This is a genomic window from Bifidobacterium porcinum (assembly GCF_055378475.1).
The window spans coordinates 1200989-1220293 of the sequence record NZ_AP029603.1 but is presented as its reverse complement, the minus strand read 5'-3'; the positions used below and the strand labels follow the sequence as shown (position 1 = coordinate 1220293).

Annotated in this window: 11 protein-coding genes and 2 rRNA genes; 12 read left to right on the top strand and 1 reads right to left on the bottom strand. The window is 59.3% G+C overall.

Features of this window, described 5'->3' with window-relative positions:
* Positions 1-106: 106 nt before the first annotated feature.
* The 5 genes from ACZ41G_RS04780 to ACZ41G_RS04760 all read left to right on the top strand — a co-directional run bounded on the left by ACZ41G_RS04780 (position 107) and on the right by ACZ41G_RS04760 (position 7610).
* Positions 107-3170 (top strand): 23S ribosomal RNA (locus tag ACZ41G_RS04780).
* 174 nt (positions 3171-3344) lie between these two features.
* Positions 3345-3461 (top strand): 5S ribosomal RNA (rrf, locus tag ACZ41G_RS04775).
* A gap of 818 nt (positions 3462-4279) precedes the next feature.
* On the top strand, positions 4280-6103 hold the full coding sequence (locus tag ACZ41G_RS04770; protein ID WP_464144714.1) for an AMP-dependent synthetase/ligase: 1824 nt from the start codon (positions 4280-4282) through the stop codon (positions 6101-6103).
* A gap of 131 nt (positions 6104-6234) precedes the next feature.
* Positions 6235-7290, top strand: coding sequence for an AzlC family ABC transporter permease (locus ACZ41G_RS04765; protein WP_168984552.1), 1056 nt, complete (start codon positions 6235-6237; stop codon positions 7288-7290).
* Positions 7287-7610, top strand: coding sequence for a branched-chain amino acid transporter permease (locus tag ACZ41G_RS04760; protein WP_033505687.1), 324 nt, complete (start codon positions 7287-7289; stop codon positions 7608-7610). The genes ACZ41G_RS04765 and ACZ41G_RS04760 overlap by 4 nt, the downstream gene beginning before the upstream one ends.
* Positions 7611-7724: 114 nt before the next feature.
* On the opposite strand, the gene ACZ41G_RS04755 is transcribed toward ACZ41G_RS04760, so the two are convergent.
* Positions 7725-8267 carry a DUF308 domain-containing protein gene (locus tag ACZ41G_RS04755; RefSeq protein WP_464144712.1) on the bottom strand — a complete coding sequence of 181 codons (543 nt, stop codon included), beginning with the start codon at positions 8265-8267 and terminating at the stop codon, positions 7725-7727.
* A 204-nt stretch (positions 8268-8471) separates the two neighbouring features.
* Between ACZ41G_RS04755 and ACZ41G_RS04750 the strand changes: the two genes are divergently transcribed.
* From ACZ41G_RS04750 to ACZ41G_RS04720, 7 genes are all read left to right on the top strand, one after another.
* Entirely contained in the window at positions 8472-8795 is a 324-nt protein-coding gene (locus tag ACZ41G_RS04750; protein ID WP_202962331.1) for a putative heavy metal-binding protein, read from the top strand.
* A gap of 193 nt (positions 8796-8988) precedes the next feature.
* Positions 8989-9939 carry an ABC transporter ATP-binding protein gene (locus ACZ41G_RS04745; protein ID WP_464144710.1) on the top strand — a complete coding sequence of 317 codons (951 nt, stop codon included), beginning with the start codon at positions 8989-8991 and terminating at the stop codon, positions 9937-9939.
* 180 nt (positions 9940-10119) lie between these two features.
* Positions 10120-11241 (top strand): tRNA (adenine-N1)-methyltransferase, encoded by a 1122-nt coding sequence (locus ACZ41G_RS04740; protein ID WP_464144708.1) that lies wholly within the window; start codon positions 10120-10122, stop codon positions 11239-11241.
* Positions 11242-11269: 28 nt separating this feature from the next.
* Positions 11270-11830, top strand: coding sequence for a SixA phosphatase family protein (locus ACZ41G_RS04735; RefSeq protein ID WP_033505681.1), 561 nt, complete (start codon positions 11270-11272; stop codon positions 11828-11830).
* A 467-nt stretch (positions 11831-12297) separates the two neighbouring features.
* Complete coding sequence (gene metE / locus ACZ41G_RS04730; protein ID WP_464144706.1) at positions 12298-14604, top strand: 5-methyltetrahydropteroyltriglutamate--homocysteine S-methyltransferase; 2307 nt, start codon at positions 12298-12300, stop codon at positions 14602-14604.
* 1 nt (position 14605) lies between these two features.
* Positions 14606-15475 (top strand): methylenetetrahydrofolate reductase [NAD(P)H], encoded by an 870-nt coding sequence (gene metF / locus ACZ41G_RS04725; protein WP_033505676.1) that lies wholly within the window; start codon positions 14606-14608, stop codon positions 15473-15475.
* A 459-nt stretch (positions 15476-15934) separates the two neighbouring features.
* Positions 15935-19090, top strand: coding sequence for a bifunctional [glutamine synthetase] adenylyltransferase/[glutamine synthetase]-adenylyl-L-tyrosine phosphorylase (locus ACZ41G_RS04720; protein WP_464144705.1), 3156 nt, complete (start codon positions 15935-15937; stop codon positions 19088-19090).
* Positions 19091-19305 lie beyond the last annotated feature (215 nt).

Genomic DNA, 19305 nt, shown 5'->3' with positions numbered 1-19305 from the left:
GTCCCCTTTGTTGGGGGTCTGGTTGTTTGTTTGATCGTTTTGTGATCGCAGAGTGTTGATGATCTGTCGTCCGGTGTTCGTTTGGTCTTGCGGGTTCCCCGTGTGTGGGGTTGCCTGCAAGGGCGTATGGTGGATGCCTTGGCAGACGGGACCGATGAAAGACGTGGCGGGCAGCGATATGCCTCGGGGAGCCGCCGAGCTGGCTTTGATCCGAGGGTTTCTGAATGGGGTGACCCGGCAGCCGTCATGGGCTGTCACCGCAGTTTTTGCGGGGGGTACGCAGGGAAGTGAAACATCTCAGTACCTGCAGGAAAGGATATTCCGTGAGTAGTGGCGAGCGAAAGCGGACCAGGCCAAACCTTGCGCGTGTGATACCCGTCGGGGGTTGCGCGTGGGGTGTTGCGGGCCTGTGTGTCCGGTCTCCGACGGGGCCGGGCCGAGTGATAAAACGACGTGTGAGGCGAGCAGGATTGAATGCCTGGCCGTAGAGGGTGATGGCCCCGTAGCCGTATGCGTGTCGTCTCGGTATCACAGTTTGCCCAAGTAGCACGGGCCTCGTGGAATCCCGTGTGAATCAGCCCCGACCGTGGGGTGAGCCTAAGTATTCCCGTCTGACCGATAGTGTACCAGTACCGTGAGGGAAAGGTGAAAAGCACCCCGGGAGGGGAGTGAAAGAGTTCCTGAAACCGTGCGCCTACGATCCGTCGGAGCCTTCTTTGTGGGGTGACGGCGTGCCTATCGAAAAATGAGTCTGCGAGTCAGTGGCATGTGGCGTGCATAAGCCGTGTGGCGTATGCGTAGCGAAGGCGAGTCTTAAAAGGCGTTTGTCGCGTGTCCTGGACCCGAAGCGGGATGATCTAGCCCTGGGCAGGTTGAAGCGTGGGTAAGACCGCGTGGAGGACCGCACCCACCTGGGTTGAAAACCGGGGGGATGACCTGGGGCTAGGGGTGAAAGGCCAATCAAATTCCGTGATAGCTGGTTCTCTCCGAAATGCATTTAGGTGCAGCGTCGCGTGTCGCCTCCGGGGGGTAGAGCTACCGGATGCTTGAGGGCCCGGTTCGGGTACCGACAGCAGCCGAACTCCGAATACCCGTGAGGTGTGGCGCGGCAGTGAGTCGGCGGGGGATAAGCTCCGTCGTCGAGAGGGAGACAGCCCAGAGCGTCGTTTAAGGTCCCGAAGCGTGTGCTAAGTGGGAAAGGATGTGGGGCCGCATAGACAGCCAGGAGGTTGGCTCAGAAGCAGCCATCCTTGAAAGAGTGCGTAACAGCTCACTGGTCTAGTGGTCCCGCGCCGACAATGTAGCGGGGCTCAAGCACACCACCGAAGACGCGCCAGCAGGTTTCCTGCTGGGTAGGAGAGCGTCCCCCATGGGGCGAAGCGGCCGCGTGAGCGTGTCGTGGACCGTGGGGGAGTGAGAATGCAGACATGAGTAGCGAGAGACGGGTGAGGATCCCGTCCGCTGGATGACCAAGGGTTCCGGGGCCACGTTCGTCGTCCCCGGGTCAGTCGGGTCCTAAGGCGAGGCCGACAGGCGTAGTCGAATGGATGAACGGGTTGATATTCCCGTACCGGCTGGGGACCGTCAAAGCCGAAGCGCGTGTGCTAACCTCCGCTTCCCGTGGAAGCGCCTTTCGGGGCGTGGACGCGGGTGGTGTTGGGATCCCGCGTGTGGTAGGCCGACGCAGGAGTGACGCAGTCAGGTAGCCGGCCGCGGAGGTGGTTTTCCGTGGTCAAGCGTGCAGGCCGTCCCGCAGGCAAATCCGCGGGGCATAAGGCCGAGGCGTGATGATGGGCCCCCTAGGGGGCGAATCCGGTGATCCCTTCTGCCGAGAAAAGCTTCGGCGCCAGGGCCCCATGCCGCCCGTACCCGAAACCGACACTGGTGGTCTGGTAGAGTATACCAAGGCGATCGAGCGAATCCTGGTCAAGGAACTCGGCAAACCACTCCCGTGCCTTCGGTATAAGGGAGACCCCTTGGGGTGATGCGCCTCGCGCGTTGAGCCTTGGGGGGTGGCACAGGCCAGGGGGTAGCGACTGTTTACCAAAAACACAGGTGCATGCGAAGGCGCAAGCCGCTGTATATGCACTGACGCCTGCCCGGTGCCGGAAGGTTAAGAGGATCCGTCAGCCCTTTGGGGTGAAGCGGTGAATTCAAGCCCCGGTAAACGGCGGTGGTAACTATAACCATCCTAAGGTAGCGAAATTCCTTGTCGGGCAAGTTCCGACCTGCACGAATGGCGTAACGACTTCCCCGCTGTCTCGACCAGGAGCTCGGCGAAATTGCAGTACGAGTAAAGATGCTCGTTAAGCGCAGAAGGACGAAAAGACCCCGGGACCTTTACTATACCTTGGTATTGTCGTCAGGTCTGGATTGTGTAGCATAGGCGGGAGGCTGTGAGCCGCGGGCGCCAGCCCGCGGGGAGCCGGAAGGTGAAATACCGCTCTGTCCACACCTGGCGTCTAACCTCGAAGAGTCATCCTCTTCAGGGACAGTGCCTGGCGGGTAGTTCAACTGGGGCGGTTGCCTCCCAAAGAGTAACGGAGGCGCTCAAAGGTCCCCTCAGCCCGGTTGGCAACCGGGTGTCGAGTGCAATCGCACAAGGGGGCTTGACTGCGAGACCGGCGGGTCGAGCAGGGACGAAAGTCGGAGATAGTGATCCGGTGCCGGCGCACGGGCGCGGCATCGCTCAACGGATAAAAGGTACCCCGGGGATAACAGGCTGATCATTCCCAAGAGTCCATATCGACGGGATGGTTTGGCACCTCGATGTCGGCTCGTCGCATCCTGGGGCTGGAGCAGGTCCCAAGGGTTCGGCTGTTCGCCGATCAAAGCGGCACGCGAGCTGGGTTCAGAACGTCGTGAGACAGTTTGGTCTCTATCCTCTGCGCTCGTTGGAATCCTGAGGAGGCCTGCCCATAGTACGAGAGGACCTGGGTGGACGAACCTCTGGTATGCCGGTCGTCACGCCAGTGGCGCGGCCGGTTGGCTACGTTCGGGAGGGATAACCGCTGAAAGCATCTAAGCGGGAAGCCTGCTCCGAGATCAGGATTCCGTGACCCCCTTGGGGGTCTGGAGACTCCATGCAGAACACGTGGTTGATAGGCCGGACGTGGAAGCCCCGCGAGGGGTGGAGCCGACCGGTACTAACAGTCGAACGGCAACACCACACGATCACCCCGTCAGGGGTGGCAAGAACAAGCATCACCCGGACGACAGGGAGACACCCTGCACGTCACATGGATCATTCCTTCAGTCGCGTCCACTATCCGGTCCCCAACCCACCACGATCCCCCAAGGGAACACGTGGAGACACGATCCCGTGGGATGTATAACACAAGATTTGCGGCGGCCATGGCCCAGGGGAGACGCCCGGACCCATTCCGAACCCGGAAGCTAAGACCTGGCACGGCGATGGTACTGCACCCGGAAGGGTGTGGGAGAGTAGCACGCCGCCGCACCCAAACCTCACAGGGAGGGGACACCACCAGCGTGCCCCCTCCCTTTTCCACATACCCCGGACAAACACGGCGGGCGACCACCCGTTACCCGTATACGCCCACACGACCCACGGCACCCGGCACGCCGGGACAAGCCCATGCCACACCCCATCCGTGAACCGGCAAGCACCAAACCACACACACGACAGGCCCACACCACACAAACCCGCCACCCCCAGACAACCCCACCAACACAACCCGTCTGCAAGAAGCGGCATATAGGTACGGCAGTCCATCGATATTGACGTTCCGTCAGGTTGCGTATGCTGTCCGTACGCAACCACACGGACTGCGCAGCGGAACCATAAGATCGCTTGAAGTCCGCAGGCCAGTGCATGCCCGAGTACACGCATGCCTGCATCGGCATATCAGGGCTGCCAGGTGACTGCTTTCCTCGCACTGCGCATGTCCAGGCATACGCATTTGAAATTCCCCGGACCACACGACAAGCTCGGTTGCATCCCCTGCGGCCGGTGAAGACGCTGGGATGCACGTCCGATGCCCCGACACACATATGGCGACAACGCCTGCGGGGATTATTCGCAATAACTCTGGTTCCTATATGTCCGAGAAGCACCAAACCTTGAATACAGGGGACAGAAACTGTACAGAATGTTTGACAATCTGGTGATATGCGCCAGCAGCGTGACACGCAGAACAACACGCGTCACTGAAATTGGCACCTTCTATTAGACTGTTTATAGATATGTCCATACATCATGGCCTCGTGATCATCATGTGATTGCAAGGCCTACGGGATTCGTCCCACGGGAGAATACATGACGAGAAAGATCATCAAGGAATACACTGAGCCACTCACCACACCGATCAATGCGGATCGCAGCATCTTCACCATCCTTGAGGATCGTGCCGAGCGGACTCCGGAAGATACGCTGATTGAGTATCATGGCGCTGACGGCGGCTGGCAGCACTTCACCGCACTTGAATTCAAGGACAAAGTCGTTGCCTTGGCCAAAGGACTAATCGCACGCGGCATCATGCCAGGCGATTCTGTCGGCATCATCGCCCATACATCATGGCAATGGACTGCCCTTGATCTGGCCATCATGTCCATTGGCGCAGTCACCGTTCCGGTATACGAGACCAACTCTCCTGCACAAGTACGCATGATTTTCAACGATTCGCATGTGCGCATGGCTTTCGCCGAAGATGACGGTCAGCGTGACAAAATCGAGTCCGTCCGGCAGGAATGCCCTGAGCTGGGAGACGTCTATGTTATTGCGATTGATGCGCTCGACGCCATTGAGACTTTCGGCAAGGGCGTGTCCGACCGAGAGTTCTATGAACGTGCGCATGCTGTCAAGGGTGACGATCTTGCGACCATCGTCTATACGTCCGGTTCTACCGGTACTCCAAAGGGTATCGAGCTGAGCCACGGAAATTTCGTATTCATCGTGATGTCCGGCACTATCACCATGCCTGATGTCGTCACCAAGCCCGGTCGTCGTCTGTGGCTATTCCTTCCGCTAGCCCACGTCTTCGCGCGATACATGCAGTATGTGTGTTTCGCCGGGAATGTGACGCTCGGTCTGTCCAGCAATTTCAAGTCGATGCTCGCTGATTTCCATGCGTTCAAACCGACCTTCGTCCTTGCTGTACCGCGAGTCTTCGAGAAGATCTACAACGCCGCCTCGCAGAAAGCCGGCAAAGGCACAAAAGGGCGGATTTTCGCTCGTGCCACCAATATCGCACGTGCATGGTCCCGTGCCCAGCAGAGTGGTAGCATTCCGGTTTCTCTGCGGATTCAGCATGCCATCTACAACCAGCTCGTATACAAGCAGATCATGGACGTCTTCGGCGGACAATGCGAATACGCGGTGTGTGGCGGCGCCCCTCTGGACAGGTCCATCGCGCACTTCTTCAACGGCGTCGGTCTGCCACTGCTGGAAGGCTACGGTATGACTGAGACCTGCGCTCCTGCTTGCGTCAACCCGACGGTCGGCTATCGTATCGGCACATTGGGCAAGCCGTTCCAAGGAGTAAGTTTCGCAGTCGCCGATGATGACGAGCTGTGCATCAAGAGCCCGGCCGTCTGCATCGGCTACCATAACCATCCCGAAATCACCAAGAGCCAGATTGTCGACGGATGGCTGCATACCGGCGATTTGGGAGATATCAGCGAAGACGGGTACATCAAGGTCACCGGGCGCAAGAAAGATATCATCATTACCGCCGGCGGCAAGAACATGTCTCCGGGCGAGGTTGAAGCCAGCGTCATGACATCCCCTGTTGTCGATCAGTGTGTGGTGATCGGTGACCGCAAGCCGTTCATCGCGGCACTGGTGACGATTGATTTGGCCGACGCCAACGCGTGGCTTGAATCCCAAGGTGCCGAACCATGCAAGAACCTTGATGAAGCCAGTCGCAATCCGATTATCTACTCGGAGGTCGAGCGTGCGGTCAACAAGGCGAACGAGCTGGTATCAAGGGCTGAATCCATCAGGAAGTTCGAAATCCTGCCGGACACCTTCACCGAACAGAATGGTATGCTGACGGCGAGCCTCAAGGCGCGGCGCCAGGCGATTGTCGAGCACTACAAGGATCTGATTGATCATCAGATCTATGTGCCGCGTAAGAAATAACGCCAATCAGTAGCTCCAACGAGACGAGGCCGTTTGACGGGTTCCGACCGTCAGACGGCTTTCGACTTACTGCGGGGCGGAACTCCCCGGTGGCACCATGTGTTCCGTACCGAAACCGGGAAAGGAGGAGTATGAGCGAGCATCCAACCGTTCATGCTGCCCGAGATGCACAACCAGAAGGCGCCAATACCGCAGATGGATTGGCACATTCCTCGGTTGCCGGTTCCGCAGCTGATGACCAGAGAATCGTTGCTCCGGTCGGCGTTGAGCACCGTGAAAGCGTGGATTCCGGTGTTTCCGACCGTTTGGCTGCATCCGACCGTCATATTGATTGTGCCGACAGCCGTACTGCCGGCCAAGTCACCGACCATATCGTCGAACACGATATTGACGGCGATTCTGCGTCCGCTTCCGGATTCGTCTCTCACGCCTCAACCGAATCAAGGCGCGACCGTATCCTAACGGCCCTGCGGTGGGCATGGCCAAACACGCTGCCTGTCTTGACCGGATACCTGTTCCTGGGTATCACGTATGGGGTGTTGATGACCACTCACGGATTCCCGTTCTGGCTCCCCATCGTTACGGCATTGGTGATTTACACCGGTTCGATGGAATTCCTCCTCGTGGGGATCCTGTCATCGTCGTTCAACCCTTTGTCTGCGCTCCTGACAGCTGTGGTGGTCGGGGCGCGCCACCTGTTCTATGGGATCGCAATGCTTGGCAAATACCGGAATATGGGTTGGAAAAAGCCGTATCTCATTTTTACGACGAGCGATGAGACGTTCTCGGTGAATTATTCCGCCCGCATTCCGCGCGACCGGCACGTGGACCGCGGATGGTTCTACTTCTGGGTTTCCTTCCTCGACCAGATGTACTGGGTCGTGGGATCAGCGGCAGGCGCGGTGTTCGGCAGTCTCATCACTGTGGATATCAGCGGTCTTGATTTCGTGATGACGGCGATGTTCATGGTGATTTTCCTGCAGCAATGGTTCCAGGATGGCACATCGTTGCGCCACGTATTGACCGACCATGTCTGCGAACTCATCGGAGTCGTAGGCTCTCTCTCCGCGTTGCTGGTGTTCGGTCCGGAACGCTTCATCATCCCCGCCATGGCTATCATTCTTGTACTGCTGCTCGCGATACGCCGTCCGTTGGAACGCGGCATGAAACCTAAGGAACAACAATGACTTGGCAACAGCAGCTGATCACGATACTCGTGGTGATTCTGGGCACGGTGGCCACACGGTTCACCCCATATCTCGTGTTTTCGGAAAACCGCCCGATACCGCCCGTCGTCAAGTATCTGGGCAAAGTGCTGGCGCCTGCGGTGTTCGGGCTGCTGATTGTCTATTGCCTGAGGAATGTGAGTGTCATCAGTGGCTCACACGGTTTGCCGGAACTCATCTCCTTGCTGGTCGTCACGGGATTATACGCGTGGAGACATGACATGCTGACACCGATGGTCGGGGGAACGCTGTGCTATATGGTGCTCATCCACCTGTTGTAGTGCGGTATCGGCTTTGGCATGTGCAATGCATGCAGCATTGTAGCTCCGCCCGGGTGCTGACAAATCGATTTGCCGACGCTCGGGCGGAACTATCTCTCGCGGCTGCTGCCGCGCTTACTGATTGTTGTTGTCCGCTGTTGTCGTATCCACGACAGTACAACGCGGATTCCGTATGATATCCACCAGGCCCAGCACGCCGTTGATGAGCAGCAACAGTCCGACGATTCGCCACAGCATGTCGTTCGCGCCTCCGGGATGGATCATGATGGCCAATCCGACGACGAGCGCGACAATATCAATGATGACCGTGCCAAGTTGCTGAGAGACACCGCCTTCTCGCAAGACAGGCACCAGATCCAATGCCGCGGACACCATGATGATGATACCCAGCGCCACAAACACCAATGAGACGAATACGCCGGACGAAATCAGGAATACGACACCGACCACAGCACATACCGCACACGAGAACAGCGTCAGCGTTGACTCGTTGCCGGTTGCATCGTCGTCCGATTTGCGGGCTTTCAGACCGGTATAGCCGAGAAATACCGCGCACAGAATCAGCACAACTCCCGTGAGCTGCACCAACAGCAGACTGGAATCCGGTTTGATGAGCAGCAACGCGCCGAGAATCATGTATAGTATCGGTCTGATCATTGGTGAATTCATGTTTGGCCGGTTCTTTCAACCACTTCGTCGATGAACGTTTCAGTCTGGTCATCCAGCATGGTACTCGTCGGGGCGTCTATGCAAGTCATGTCAGCACACGGTATCCGGTTATTTTTCTCGGCGTGTCGCCGGGATAGAATGGCCATACACCGACATTCTACGTGCAAGAGCCATGACCATGAGAAAGGCAAGCTGATGATCCTGACCACCACCCCCACCATCGAAGGCCACGCCATCGTCGAATACAAGCCCATCGTCTTTGGCGAAGTCGTCTCGGGCGTCAACGTCGTCAAAGACATGTTCGCCGGAGCCAGGAACTTCTTCGGAGGCCGTTCTCAGTCATACGAAGATGAACTCATGAAAGCGCGCGAGCAGGCGCTTAATGAGATGGCGCAACGTGCCCAACAGTACGGCGCGAACGCCGTAGTCGGCGTTGACATCGACTACGAGACTCTGGGCGAAGGCTCGAACATGCTGATGGTCACCGCGAGCGGCACGGCGGTCGTGGTTTCTTGATACTGGCGGCGCAGCGCAGCTTATTGCGTATCTTCGAATAGAAGATTCCACTTTGCATCCGCGGGCTGCATGGCGGAATATGTTCACCGAGTGTGCCTGGCTGCAGTATTACGGACAACGCGGAGACGATATCGGATGGCTCAATACCGACCTCAGCGCAAACACTGAACGTACAAACAAAGGATGGCTTGAAATGAGCGGGACTGAACCTACACTAACAGGAGCGACACCGGGGCACGGCAGGCGCGAATCGTCCGGTCGTGATGCTGTGCGCGGACATGATCTCAATCCCACCGGGAGCGAGACCGCGGCGATCAAGCTGTCCGGCGTTGAATTCCGCAGACGAGGCAGGGTGATTCTCACCGATGTGAACCTGACCATCGCTCGAGGGGAGAAATGGGTGTTGTTCGGCCCGAACGGCATCGGAAAATCCACACTCGTCAACATGATGAGCACCAGAGGATTCCCTTCGGAGGGCACGGTTGACATCCTCGGCAACAGGCTTGGCAAAGTCGATGTGTTCTCATACCGTCCCTTGGTCGGATTGAGCTCCGCGTCGCTCGCCAGGGAACTGCCCCCTCAGGAGGACCCGTTGGACGCAGTCGTCACTGCGCTCACGGCCACCTTGGGCCGTTGGCATGATACGTATACTCCTAAGGAGTATCAACAAGCGCGGAAGCTGATGGCCGAATTCAACATCTCCTATCTCGAAGGCAAGCAAATGTATCGCCTGTCTGAGGGGGAACGCACACGTGTACTCATCTGCCGTGCGCTGATGGCTGATCCTCAGCTGCTGATTCTCGACGAGCCCACAACAGGTCTTGATTTGGGTGGTCGTGAAATCGCGCTTCGCGCGCTCGCCAGAATCGGCAGGGAAGACAGAGACCGGACCGTGGTGCTCGTGACGCATCGGCTGGAAGAAATCCCACAAGGATTCGACCATGTCGCGATTATGGGCAGGCTTGAAGGCTCCGAAGCAGACGCTTACGAAACCAATGTCGCCGGGGGAGACCCGCAACCGGGCACCATCGTCTACGCAGGCGATCTTGAGCGCGGATTCACCTCTGAACGGCTCAGCGGCATATTCGGTTTGCAGCTCAACGTCACCCATGAGCACAACAGGTGGGGTGCCTACGCCATCTGATGCTGCATCGGATTCGCCATCCGGCCAGAGCTGGTTCGCGTGGAGACGATGATGGGCGATGATGACTGGAAACGATGACTCGTTCAAGCGAAGAAGCGGGTACACCGACGGGACTTCGCCGACGGCGATAGCATAGACACAGAGTAACGAACAGCGCGTAGTACGCGGGGAAAGGACAGTATGCCGAACCGAGGAGTGTTGCAGGCCGGTGAGAAGGTGCAATTCACCGACCGAAAAGGCAAGCGGATCACTGACCAGCTGACCGTAGGCGGTACGACCCAAACCGAACACGGCTTGATCATGCATGACCAGATCATCGGGCAGACCGAGGGGATTGTGGTCACGACTGTCAGAGCGAAACGTGAGGCACAGATCAACCAGCAGCATCCCGAGCGTGATGAAGGCAAACCATGGAAGTCCGCGCGCGCGATCGGCGGGTGGGAGTACGCGGTGATGCGTCCGCGTCTGGCCGATTATGTGCTGTCCATGCCTAGGGGCGCGCAGATCATGTATCCGAAAGACATCGCGCAAGTCATCCAGTTGGGAGACATCAGGCGAGGCATGAGGGTTCTGGAGTCCGGCGCGGGGTCCGGGGCCATGAGTCTGAACCTGCTGGATGCCGTGGGGTGCGAAGGGTCGCTGACCACCATCGAAATGAGGCCGGAATTCGCGAAGGTCGCCCTCGGGAACGCCACCGTGTATTTCGGTGAGCGTCCTGGATGGTGGGATTTGCGCATTGGGGATTTTGACAGTGTCGCACGTGAACTGCCGGAGCATGCCTTCGACAGAATCGTGCTCGACATGCTTGATCCGTGGAATCGCCTGGAACAGGCATATCGTGTCATCGCCCCCGGCGGGGTGCTTGTCGCCTACGTCACCACGACTACGCAGTTGAGTCGTATGGCCGAGTCTCTGCGGCAGACGGGGGTGTGGACCGAGCCGGACATCCAGGAAACACTGGAACGCAGCTGGAAGGCCCAAGGTTTGGCTGTCCGCCCGGACCATCAGATGATTGGGCATACCGGCTTCCTCGTCGTCACCCGTGCCATGGCCGAAGGATGCCACGCATTGCATAAGCGGGATCGCGCCACGAAGGACACGACCACCGATGTCGACGAGTTGAGTGTGCAGCAACGTGCAGCGCAGCTCGAAGACTTGGAACTACGCGATATCTCCGACAGAAAACTGCGCAAAGTCCTCCGCGATCTCGATGCGCAGGTCGCCAACATCTCCTCCGCACAATCAGGGCAGCAATCCGGTGCCGGCACATCCGCGGATGATGCTTCCTCGGAGTTGAAATAAGGACAAACCAAGTCGAAAGAGGCAGGAAATGGCACAATCACTGAAGAACATCGCCAAGACAGCGGACCGATATCGGTACGTGCTGCTGGTGATGCGCCACGCGAAAACCGAACCGGCAAATCTGGCGGGGGACCGTGCCCGTGAGCTGACGGACAAAGGCCGAAAACAGGCGAAAAACGTGGCGCGTGGAATCCAGTCCCTCAGACTGGTTCCTGACCGAATCGCGTGCTCGGGGGCGGTCCGCGCCCAGCAGACGCTGGACCGGATGCTCAAGGTGTTCGGCGATGGGCCGCAGGTAGATTATCGGCAGAGCCTGTATGAGGGCGGAGTCCAAGCGGTGTTTGACGAGATCGCGCGCACGCCGGATAAATACCACAAACTCATGGTCGTCGGCCATGAACCCACGGTATCCATCGCATCCGAATGGATCGCATCGGAGCGTTCGGAGCAGTCGGTACTTGACCGGCTTCAGCTGGGGTTGTCCCCGGCATCGGTGGTGGTATTCGGATCCGACAAACCGTTCTCGAGCTGGCAGGTGCATGCGGCGGATCTGCTCGCAGTGCTCAATCCCAAAGATTTCAGCGACTGAGGCGCTCTGCTGCTAGGAATGAACAACGGCAAGTAATAGGTGCACCGGATAACGTGTGAGTGAGCATGAGGCGGCGTGGTCAGCTACGTTTGTAGTCATCTATGTCCGTGAGGATCGAGAATCATTTGCGTTGCATGGCAATAACTTATTCTTTGATATCAGGCCAAGTTTTTCATCTGACGGTATTCGCAGCCTGATGCCGCCCAATCGGTTGATGGCAGCCGCTTTAGACGGCCGTGCGACGAGACCACATACCAACCACCGAGACTGACGACAATCCGCAGAAAACCGCGCTTTATACGAGGTGTCCGCCTGTTCGGCGCCGAAGCCGACAGTGTCTGGAATTCCATGGATATAAGTCAGTCTTATAACGACACCCATAATCGGCTGATGACCTTGTTACACGGATTTTTGATATGGTGAGCGCGTTGCAATAGATATCCGTTTCGATTTTGGAGGACAGCCATATGACAGCACTGACTTCTGTTTCCGGGTTCCCGCGCATCGGCAGCAACCGAGAGCTCAAAAAGGTCATCGAGGGGTATTGGAAAGGCGCCAAGACGCTCGAGGACGTGCGTACCACTGCGAAGCAGCTGCGCGCCAACCATTGGAAGCTTCAGCAGGAAGCCGGCATCGACCTCATCCCCAGCAATGATTTCAGCTACTACGACCAGATGCTCGACACCGCGATTCTGCTGGGCGCTGTCCCCGCACGGTACCAGCGTCTGGGCTTCGAACAGCCTGAGGACGCGCTGTTCGCCATCGGCCGCGGCTATCAGGGCGACAAGGGCGACGTGACCGCGCTGCCGATGAAGAAATGGTTCACCACGAACTACCACTACATCGTGCCGGAAATCGAAAGCTCCACGCAAATCCACCTTGCCAGCACCAAGCCCTTCGACGAATTCAACGAAGCGAAAGCGCTGGGCATTGTCACCAAGCCAGTGCTCATTGGCCCGTACACCTTCCTCAAGCTCGCACGCGACCCGCAGGCAGAAGAACTCGAATTCGACCGCGGCCTGATCAACGATATCGCCTCCGTCTACGCACAGGTGCTCGGCAAGTTCGCCGAGCTCGGCGCCCAGTGGGTGCAATTCGACGAGCCGTACCTCGTGCTCGACAAGGAAGACGGGGACGTCGAACTGTTCAAGAGCCTGTACGCCAAGATCCTCCCCGCCCGCGACGGCAAAGTCAAACTGCTGCTCAACACCTACTTCGGCCACATCGCCGACATCTACGAAACCGTCAACCTGCTCGGCTTCGACGGCATCGGGCTCGACCTGATCGAAGGCAAAGACGAAAACCTCGCCGCCGTAGACAAGTACGGCGTCGCCGACGGCACGACCATCTTCGCCGGCGTCGTCAACGGACGCAACATCTGGCGCAACAACTACGCCGTCAGCCTCGGCGTGATCGACGCGCTGCGCACCAAGACCGACAACATCGCCGTCTCCACCGCATGCTCCCTGCTGCACGTGCCGTTCAGCACCGAAGGGGAGACCGGGCTCGAACCGCAGGTGCTCAAGCATTTCGCATTCGCAGTCGAAAAGCTCGGCGAACTGCACGATATCGCGGTGTTGGCTGACCAGGACGATACCTCACGCCGCGACGCCAAGGCACTCGCCGACAACCAGGCGCTGTTCGACGGCACCCGCGTCACCCCGGACCAGGCTGTCGCCAAGCGTCTCGCCGCGCTGACCGCCGACGATTTCGTCCGCCAGCCCGCTCGCGCGGAACGCCAGAAGCTGCAGCGTGAGGCACTCGGCCTGCCACTGCTGCCGACCACCACCATCGGCTCCTTCCCACAAACCAAGGAAGTGCGTGCCGAACGTGCACGCCTGCGCAAGGGTGAAATCACCCGTGAACAGTACGACGAGTTCATCAAGCAGCAGATTGACGAATGCATCAAGCATCAGGAGCAGATCGGTCTCGACGTGCTCGTCCACGGCGAATTCGAACGCAACGACATGGTCGAATACTTCGGCCAGCATCTCAACGGCTTCCTGTTCACCAAGAACGCTTGGGTGCAGTCCTACGGCACCCGTTGCGTCAAGCCTCCGATCGTATGGGGCGACGTCTCCCGCGCCGAGCCGATTACCGTCGCCTGGAGCGCCTACGCGCAGTCCCGCACCAAGCACGTCATGAAGGGCATGCTCACCGGCCCGGTGACCATCCTCAACTGGTCCTGGCCGCGTGAGGACGTCAGCCATGAACTGCAAACCCAGCAGCTGGCGCTCGCCATCCGCGACGAAGTGCTCGACTTGGAGAAGGCCGGCATCAAGGTCATCCAGATCGATGAGGCCGCCCTGCGTGAGAAACTGCCGCTGCGCAAGAGCGACTGGCACAAGAAATACCTGGATTGGGCGATTCCTGCGTTCCGTCTTGTGCACTCCGCTGTGAAGCCCACCACGCAGATCCACACGCATATGTGCTATTCGGAGTTCAACGACATCATCCGCGATATCGACGCGATGGACGCGGACGTCATCTCCTTCGAGGCCTCCCGTGGCGATTTGGTCGTGCTTGACGCGATTCATGACGCGAACTTCGAGACTGAGGCCGGCCCCGGCGTGTACGACATCCACTCGCCGCGCATCCCGAGCGAAGAGGAGATCGAACACCGCATTGACGAGATCCTCGCCAAGATGGACGTCAACAAGGTGTGGATCAACCCCGACTGTGGTCTGAAGACCCGTGGCAACGCGGAAACCTGGCCGAGCTTGGAACATCTGGTCGCCGCCGCCAAGGCGGTGCGCGCACGACTGGGGAAGTGACATGCACCAGCCGATGTTCTCCATCGAGGTGTTCCCGCCCAAGCGCAATGCGCCGGTGGGAACCATCTACGACACGCTCGACGGGTTGCAGGGACTCAACCCCGACTTCATTTCGGTGACCTACGGAACCGGCAAGTCGTCTGACCGGACGGCGACCGCGCGCATCGCGAACACCATCCGCAAGGAGTATGACATTCCCGCCGTCGCCCACCTGACCGCGCAATACACCACGCGGGAGCAGGTCGACGAGGCGCTTGACATGTTCAAGCAGGCCGGAGTGTCCGCGGTGCTCGCGCTGCGCGGAGACCCGGTGCCGGGCCGCGAACCCGAAGGGGCATTCGAACATGCCAGTGATCTGGTCGCCTATATCCGCGAGCATGAGCCTGACATGACGATTTTCGGGGCATGCTACCCGGAATGCCACCCGCAGGCCACCGACTTGGATGAGGACATCCGCAACCTCAAAATCAAGGTTGACGCTGGTGCAAGCCATTTGATCTCCCAGTTGTTCTACGACAACGCGGATTTCTACCACTTCCTTGACAAGGCGCGAGCCGCGGGTATCGATGTGCCGATTGAGGCTGGCATCATGCCCGTGACCAACGCCAAGCAGATTCGTCGGATGGTGCGTATGTGCTCATCGCGTGTGCCGCTGCCGCTGGAATCCCTGCTCGACAAATGGGGCGACGACCCGAAGACACTCAAGCAGGCGGGTGTCATCTATGCGTCGAACCAGATTGCCGATCTTGTCGCCCACGGGGTTGACGGTGTTCACCTGTACTCGATGAACAAGCCCGCTGTCACACGGCAGATATGGCACAACGTCGAGGATCTGTTCTCGCCCGCGCAAACGGGCACGGACTTCGCCTGAGTAATCTATTGCAACAAGCCGGCGGACGGACGTACCATTGCGGTATGACTGTCCGCCGGCTTTTTTATGTGGTGGGCGGAATTGATTTCGACGGAGGGCTCTGTGGTGGTGGCTGAGTTTGGTATTCGCCCGCGGTGCGACATCCTGGTTGCATGCGGCGGCGGTTATGCGTGAGTGTAAAGGCCAGCGGTGTTGAATCGGCATGTGGTGCGATTGCGCTATTACACGGTGTTGGAGATAGATGTGGATTGAGGCCGTTGCGTCACGATATCTGTCCGCGGTGCGATTGCGCAGTGCCAGAGCATGGAGATATAACACGGGAGGAGGCTGTTGCAATATGGTATCTGCCTGCGGTGCGATCAACAGGTCACACGGCGGGCCGTAATCAAGTTGCCGTCATATCAGGCCCGTATTCCCTGCATCGGCGGGATTCGGCGGCATCGGCGGTATATTGGAACTATGGATTCATCACCGGCTTTTCCTTTCAGCACCCGTGATCTCATCCATATCGGATTCCAACGGTTGGACGAGGCTCGATCGGCTTTTTCGACACTTAACGAGTACGGCATCAGCGCCGACTATATCCGCCCGATCGCCGACGCATTGGCGAGCGCCCTCGACCCGGACACCGCAATCGACAATCTCATCGGCATACTCGACGGACTGCCGCAGGACGATGACAGCGTGCGTCGCATCCTCGAAGACGCCACCGCCGCGCGCAGGCTCATTGCCGTGCTCGGGGCGAGCGACAAACTGGGTAAACTCATGCGCACCCGAGCCGACCTTGTCCGCGCCGCGGCCTTAGACCCCTGCCATAGCTGCGACTATAACCGTCCGCAACGGTTCGCCAAGCTCCTCGACGCGGTACAAGCCAAAACATTGGAACTTACCGACGCACAGGAGGATGGCCGGACACATCTGGCGTACGAATCATCCCTGCCGTTGCCGGAGGCCACCGACCGCCTGCGTGCCGCCTACCGCCGCCAGCTTGCCGCGATCGTCGCCGTTGACGCCACCGCCGAACAGCCGTGTGACATTCAGCCGCGAATCAGCAAAGCGCTGTCGGACCTCGCGGATGCCGCGCTCGAAGCGGCGCTCGCCATCGCCCGTCATGAGACCCCGGACAGTGCACGATGCCGGTTCAGCATCATCGGCATGGGCAAACTCGGCGCCCAGGAATTGAACTACGTTTCCGATGTAGATCTGATTTACGTGGTTGAACCCACCGACGCCGACACCGGCACGACCACGCTCACCCGCATCGGCACCAGAATGGGCACCATGCTGCAACGCGTCTGCCAATCCGTCATCATGGGTTCCACCGAACCTCCGTTATGGCAGATTGACGGCGGACTTCGGCCTGAAGGCAAGGATGGCCCGCTGGTCCGCCGTCTCGAATCGCATCGCAGCTACTATGAGCAGTGGGCGCAGAACTGGGAATTCCAGGCGCTGCTCAAAGCACGTCCCGCCGCAGGCGACAGCGAACTGTCACAAGCCTACCTGGAGATGACCCGCCCGTTCGTATGGTCCGCTTCGAAACGCGACAATTTCGTCCAGGACTGCCAGCAGATGCGCCAACGCGTCGAACGGCTCATCCCCGACAATCTCAAAGACCGTGAAATCAAACTTGGCCGAGGCGGCTTGCGGGACGTTGAATTCACCGTGCAGATGCTCCAGCTCGTCCACGGGCATTCGGACACCACGCTACGTAAACGTGGCACGCTGGACGCGCTCAAGGCGCTCGCCGACGGCGGATACGTCTCGCGCAAGCAGGCGACGCTATTGGCGCAAGATTACCGGTTCGAACGCGTGCTCGAACACCGCCAGCAGATGTGGGAACTCAAGCGCACCCACCTGTTCCCGGACCTCGGAACCGGCAATATTGGCGGCCTAGAACGCAAACGGGACGTCGACATCGACGCGCTTAGCCACAATGAGGAACTCCGCCGGCTCGCGCGTACCTTCGGCCTGCACCCCGAGGAGCTCGTCGAACGCTACGACGAGACGCGGCGCGAAGTCAGGCGTCTGCACCTAGACATCTATTACCGACCGATGCTGCCGATCAGCGCGCGCATGGACGACGACCAGATCACCCTGTCTGACCAAGCGACCCGCGAACGGTTCGAATCCATCGGTTTTGCCGACCCCGACGCCGCCATGCGCCACGTCAAGGCGTTGACCGACGGCCTGTCACGTGCCGCGCGCATCAACCGCATCCTCCTGCCTGCCGTCCTCCAGTGGCTCGGGCAAGGGCAGAACCCGGATATGGGTCTGCTCAACTGGAGACGATTGGAAGAGCATTTCGGCGAAGACAGCGACTATCTCGGCTTCCTGCGCGACTCCCAATCCGCAGCGCAACGGCTGTGCCACATCCTGTCCAACTCGCGTTTCCTGGGCGACGCGCTCAACCGTTCGGTCGAATCCGTGACCTGGCTGGGCGACGATGACGAACTCAGGCCGCGCACCCGAGCCAGCCTCGACGTGCAATGCGACGGCATCATCGCCCGCAACCGGTCGAGTCTCAAAGACGCAGCCACGTTGTTGCGCGCCATGAGACGGCACGAGATCGAACGCATCGGACTGGGCTGGATGAGCGGCGTCATCGACGAGGACACCACCCTCACCGGCATGACCGACGTGTATGACGCAATCATCGATGCGGCCTTGCACTGGGCGTTGGAACACCGCTGTGCCATGATGGGTCTGGACGCATATCCGGCAGATATCGCCGTCATCGGCATGGGACGCTACGGCGGCAGGGAAATCAACTTCAGCTCCGACGCCGACGCGATTCTCATCTACCGAGCCAACGGCACGGGAGACACCGGACAGGGAACGCCGGACGAGGCGCTCGCCGGTTCATATGCGAGACAGGTCACCGACGATGTACGTTCCCTGCTGCAAGGCCCGTCCACATTGGAGCCACGCATCGACCTTGACCTCGACTTGCGGCCGGAAGGCAAGAACGGCCCGCTCATCCGTTCGTACGCCTCATGCGAGGAATACTACGGGTCCTGGGCGAGCACCTGGGAGAGCCAGGCGCTGATCCGTGCGCGGTATGCGGCGGGGGACGGCACGCTCGCCCATGATTTCCTTGACAATATCGCCAATCCGCTGCGCTATCCGACGGCACCGCTCAACGGGCAGCAGATCGGTGAAATCCGCAAGCTCAAAGCCCGTATGGAAGCTGAACGGCTGCCCAGGGGCGTGCGCCGCGACCGGCATCTCAAACTCGGTAAGGGCGGATTGTCCGACGTGGAATGGACCGTGCAGCTGCTGCAATTGGAGCATGCCGGCACCTGTCCCGAGTTGCGCACCGGGTCCACGATGGATGCGCTTGACGCGCTCGAAACCCAAGACATGCTTGGACACAAGGACGCGGACACGCTGCGTCGCGCATGGCGGATTTGCACCGCGGCCCGCAACGGCAACTACCTGTGGTCCGGACGTGCCACGCGCGCGGACATCCTGCCTGACGACCTCGATTCGCTCGGCGGAATGGCCGTGTACCTCGGGTACGGGGCCAATCGCGGGCAGCAATTCGAAAACGACATCCTCGCCCTGATGCGCCAATGCCGTGGGGTCGTGGAACGTCTGTTCTACGGGCAGCAGTAAGCTCCCGGCAGGCTTGGGACAAGCTGACACGACCGGTCCCGGCGAACCCGCGGTGACTCCGTAGCGCCGGGCCAACCCGCGCCGAACGCGAGTGTGCCGCGAGCTTGGCCGCAAGACGCCGGCATGTCCCTGAATCGTCCTACAGTTGGCTAGGTCACATAAGGTGGCCACCTCTCAACAGGAAGGTGAGCCTTGTCCGAACACAGCACTCAGTT

What these genes read in the sequence shown, in the direction of transcription:
- ACZ41G_RS04770 (WP_464144714.1), top strand. Translation starts at nt 4,280, where the DNA reads ATGACGAGAAAGATCATCAAGGAATACACTGAGCCACTCACCACACCG.
- ACZ41G_RS04760 (WP_033505687.1), top strand. Translation starts at nt 7,287, where the DNA reads ATGACTTGGCAACAGCAGCTGATCACGATACTCGTGGTGATTCTGGGC.
- metF (WP_033505676.1), top strand. Translation starts at nt 14,606, where the DNA reads ATGCACCAGCCGATGTTCTCCATCGAGGTGTTCCCGCCCAAGCGCAAT.
- metE (WP_464144706.1), top strand. Translation starts at nt 12,298, where the DNA reads ATGACAGCACTGACTTCTGTTTCCGGGTTCCCGCGCATCGGCAGCAAC.
- ACZ41G_RS04765 (WP_168984552.1), top strand. Translation starts at nt 6,235, where the DNA reads ATGAGCGAGCATCCAACCGTTCATGCTGCCCGAGATGCACAACCAGAA.
- ACZ41G_RS04740 (WP_464144708.1), top strand. Translation starts at nt 10,120, where the DNA reads ATGCCGAACCGAGGAGTGTTGCAGGCCGGTGAGAAGGTGCAATTCACC.
- ACZ41G_RS04735 (WP_033505681.1), top strand. Translation starts at nt 11,270, where the DNA reads ATGGCACAATCACTGAAGAACATCGCCAAGACAGCGGACCGATATCGG.
- ACZ41G_RS04720 (WP_464144705.1), top strand. Translation starts at nt 15,935, where the DNA reads ATGGATTCATCACCGGCTTTTCCTTTCAGCACCCGTGATCTCATCCAT.
- ACZ41G_RS04755 (WP_464144712.1), bottom strand. Translation starts at nt 8,267, where the DNA reads ATGATCAGACCGATACTATACATGATTCTCGGCGCGTTGCTGCTCATC.
- ACZ41G_RS04745 (WP_464144710.1), top strand. Translation starts at nt 8,989, where the DNA reads ATGAGCGGGACTGAACCTACACTAACAGGAGCGACACCGGGGCACGGC.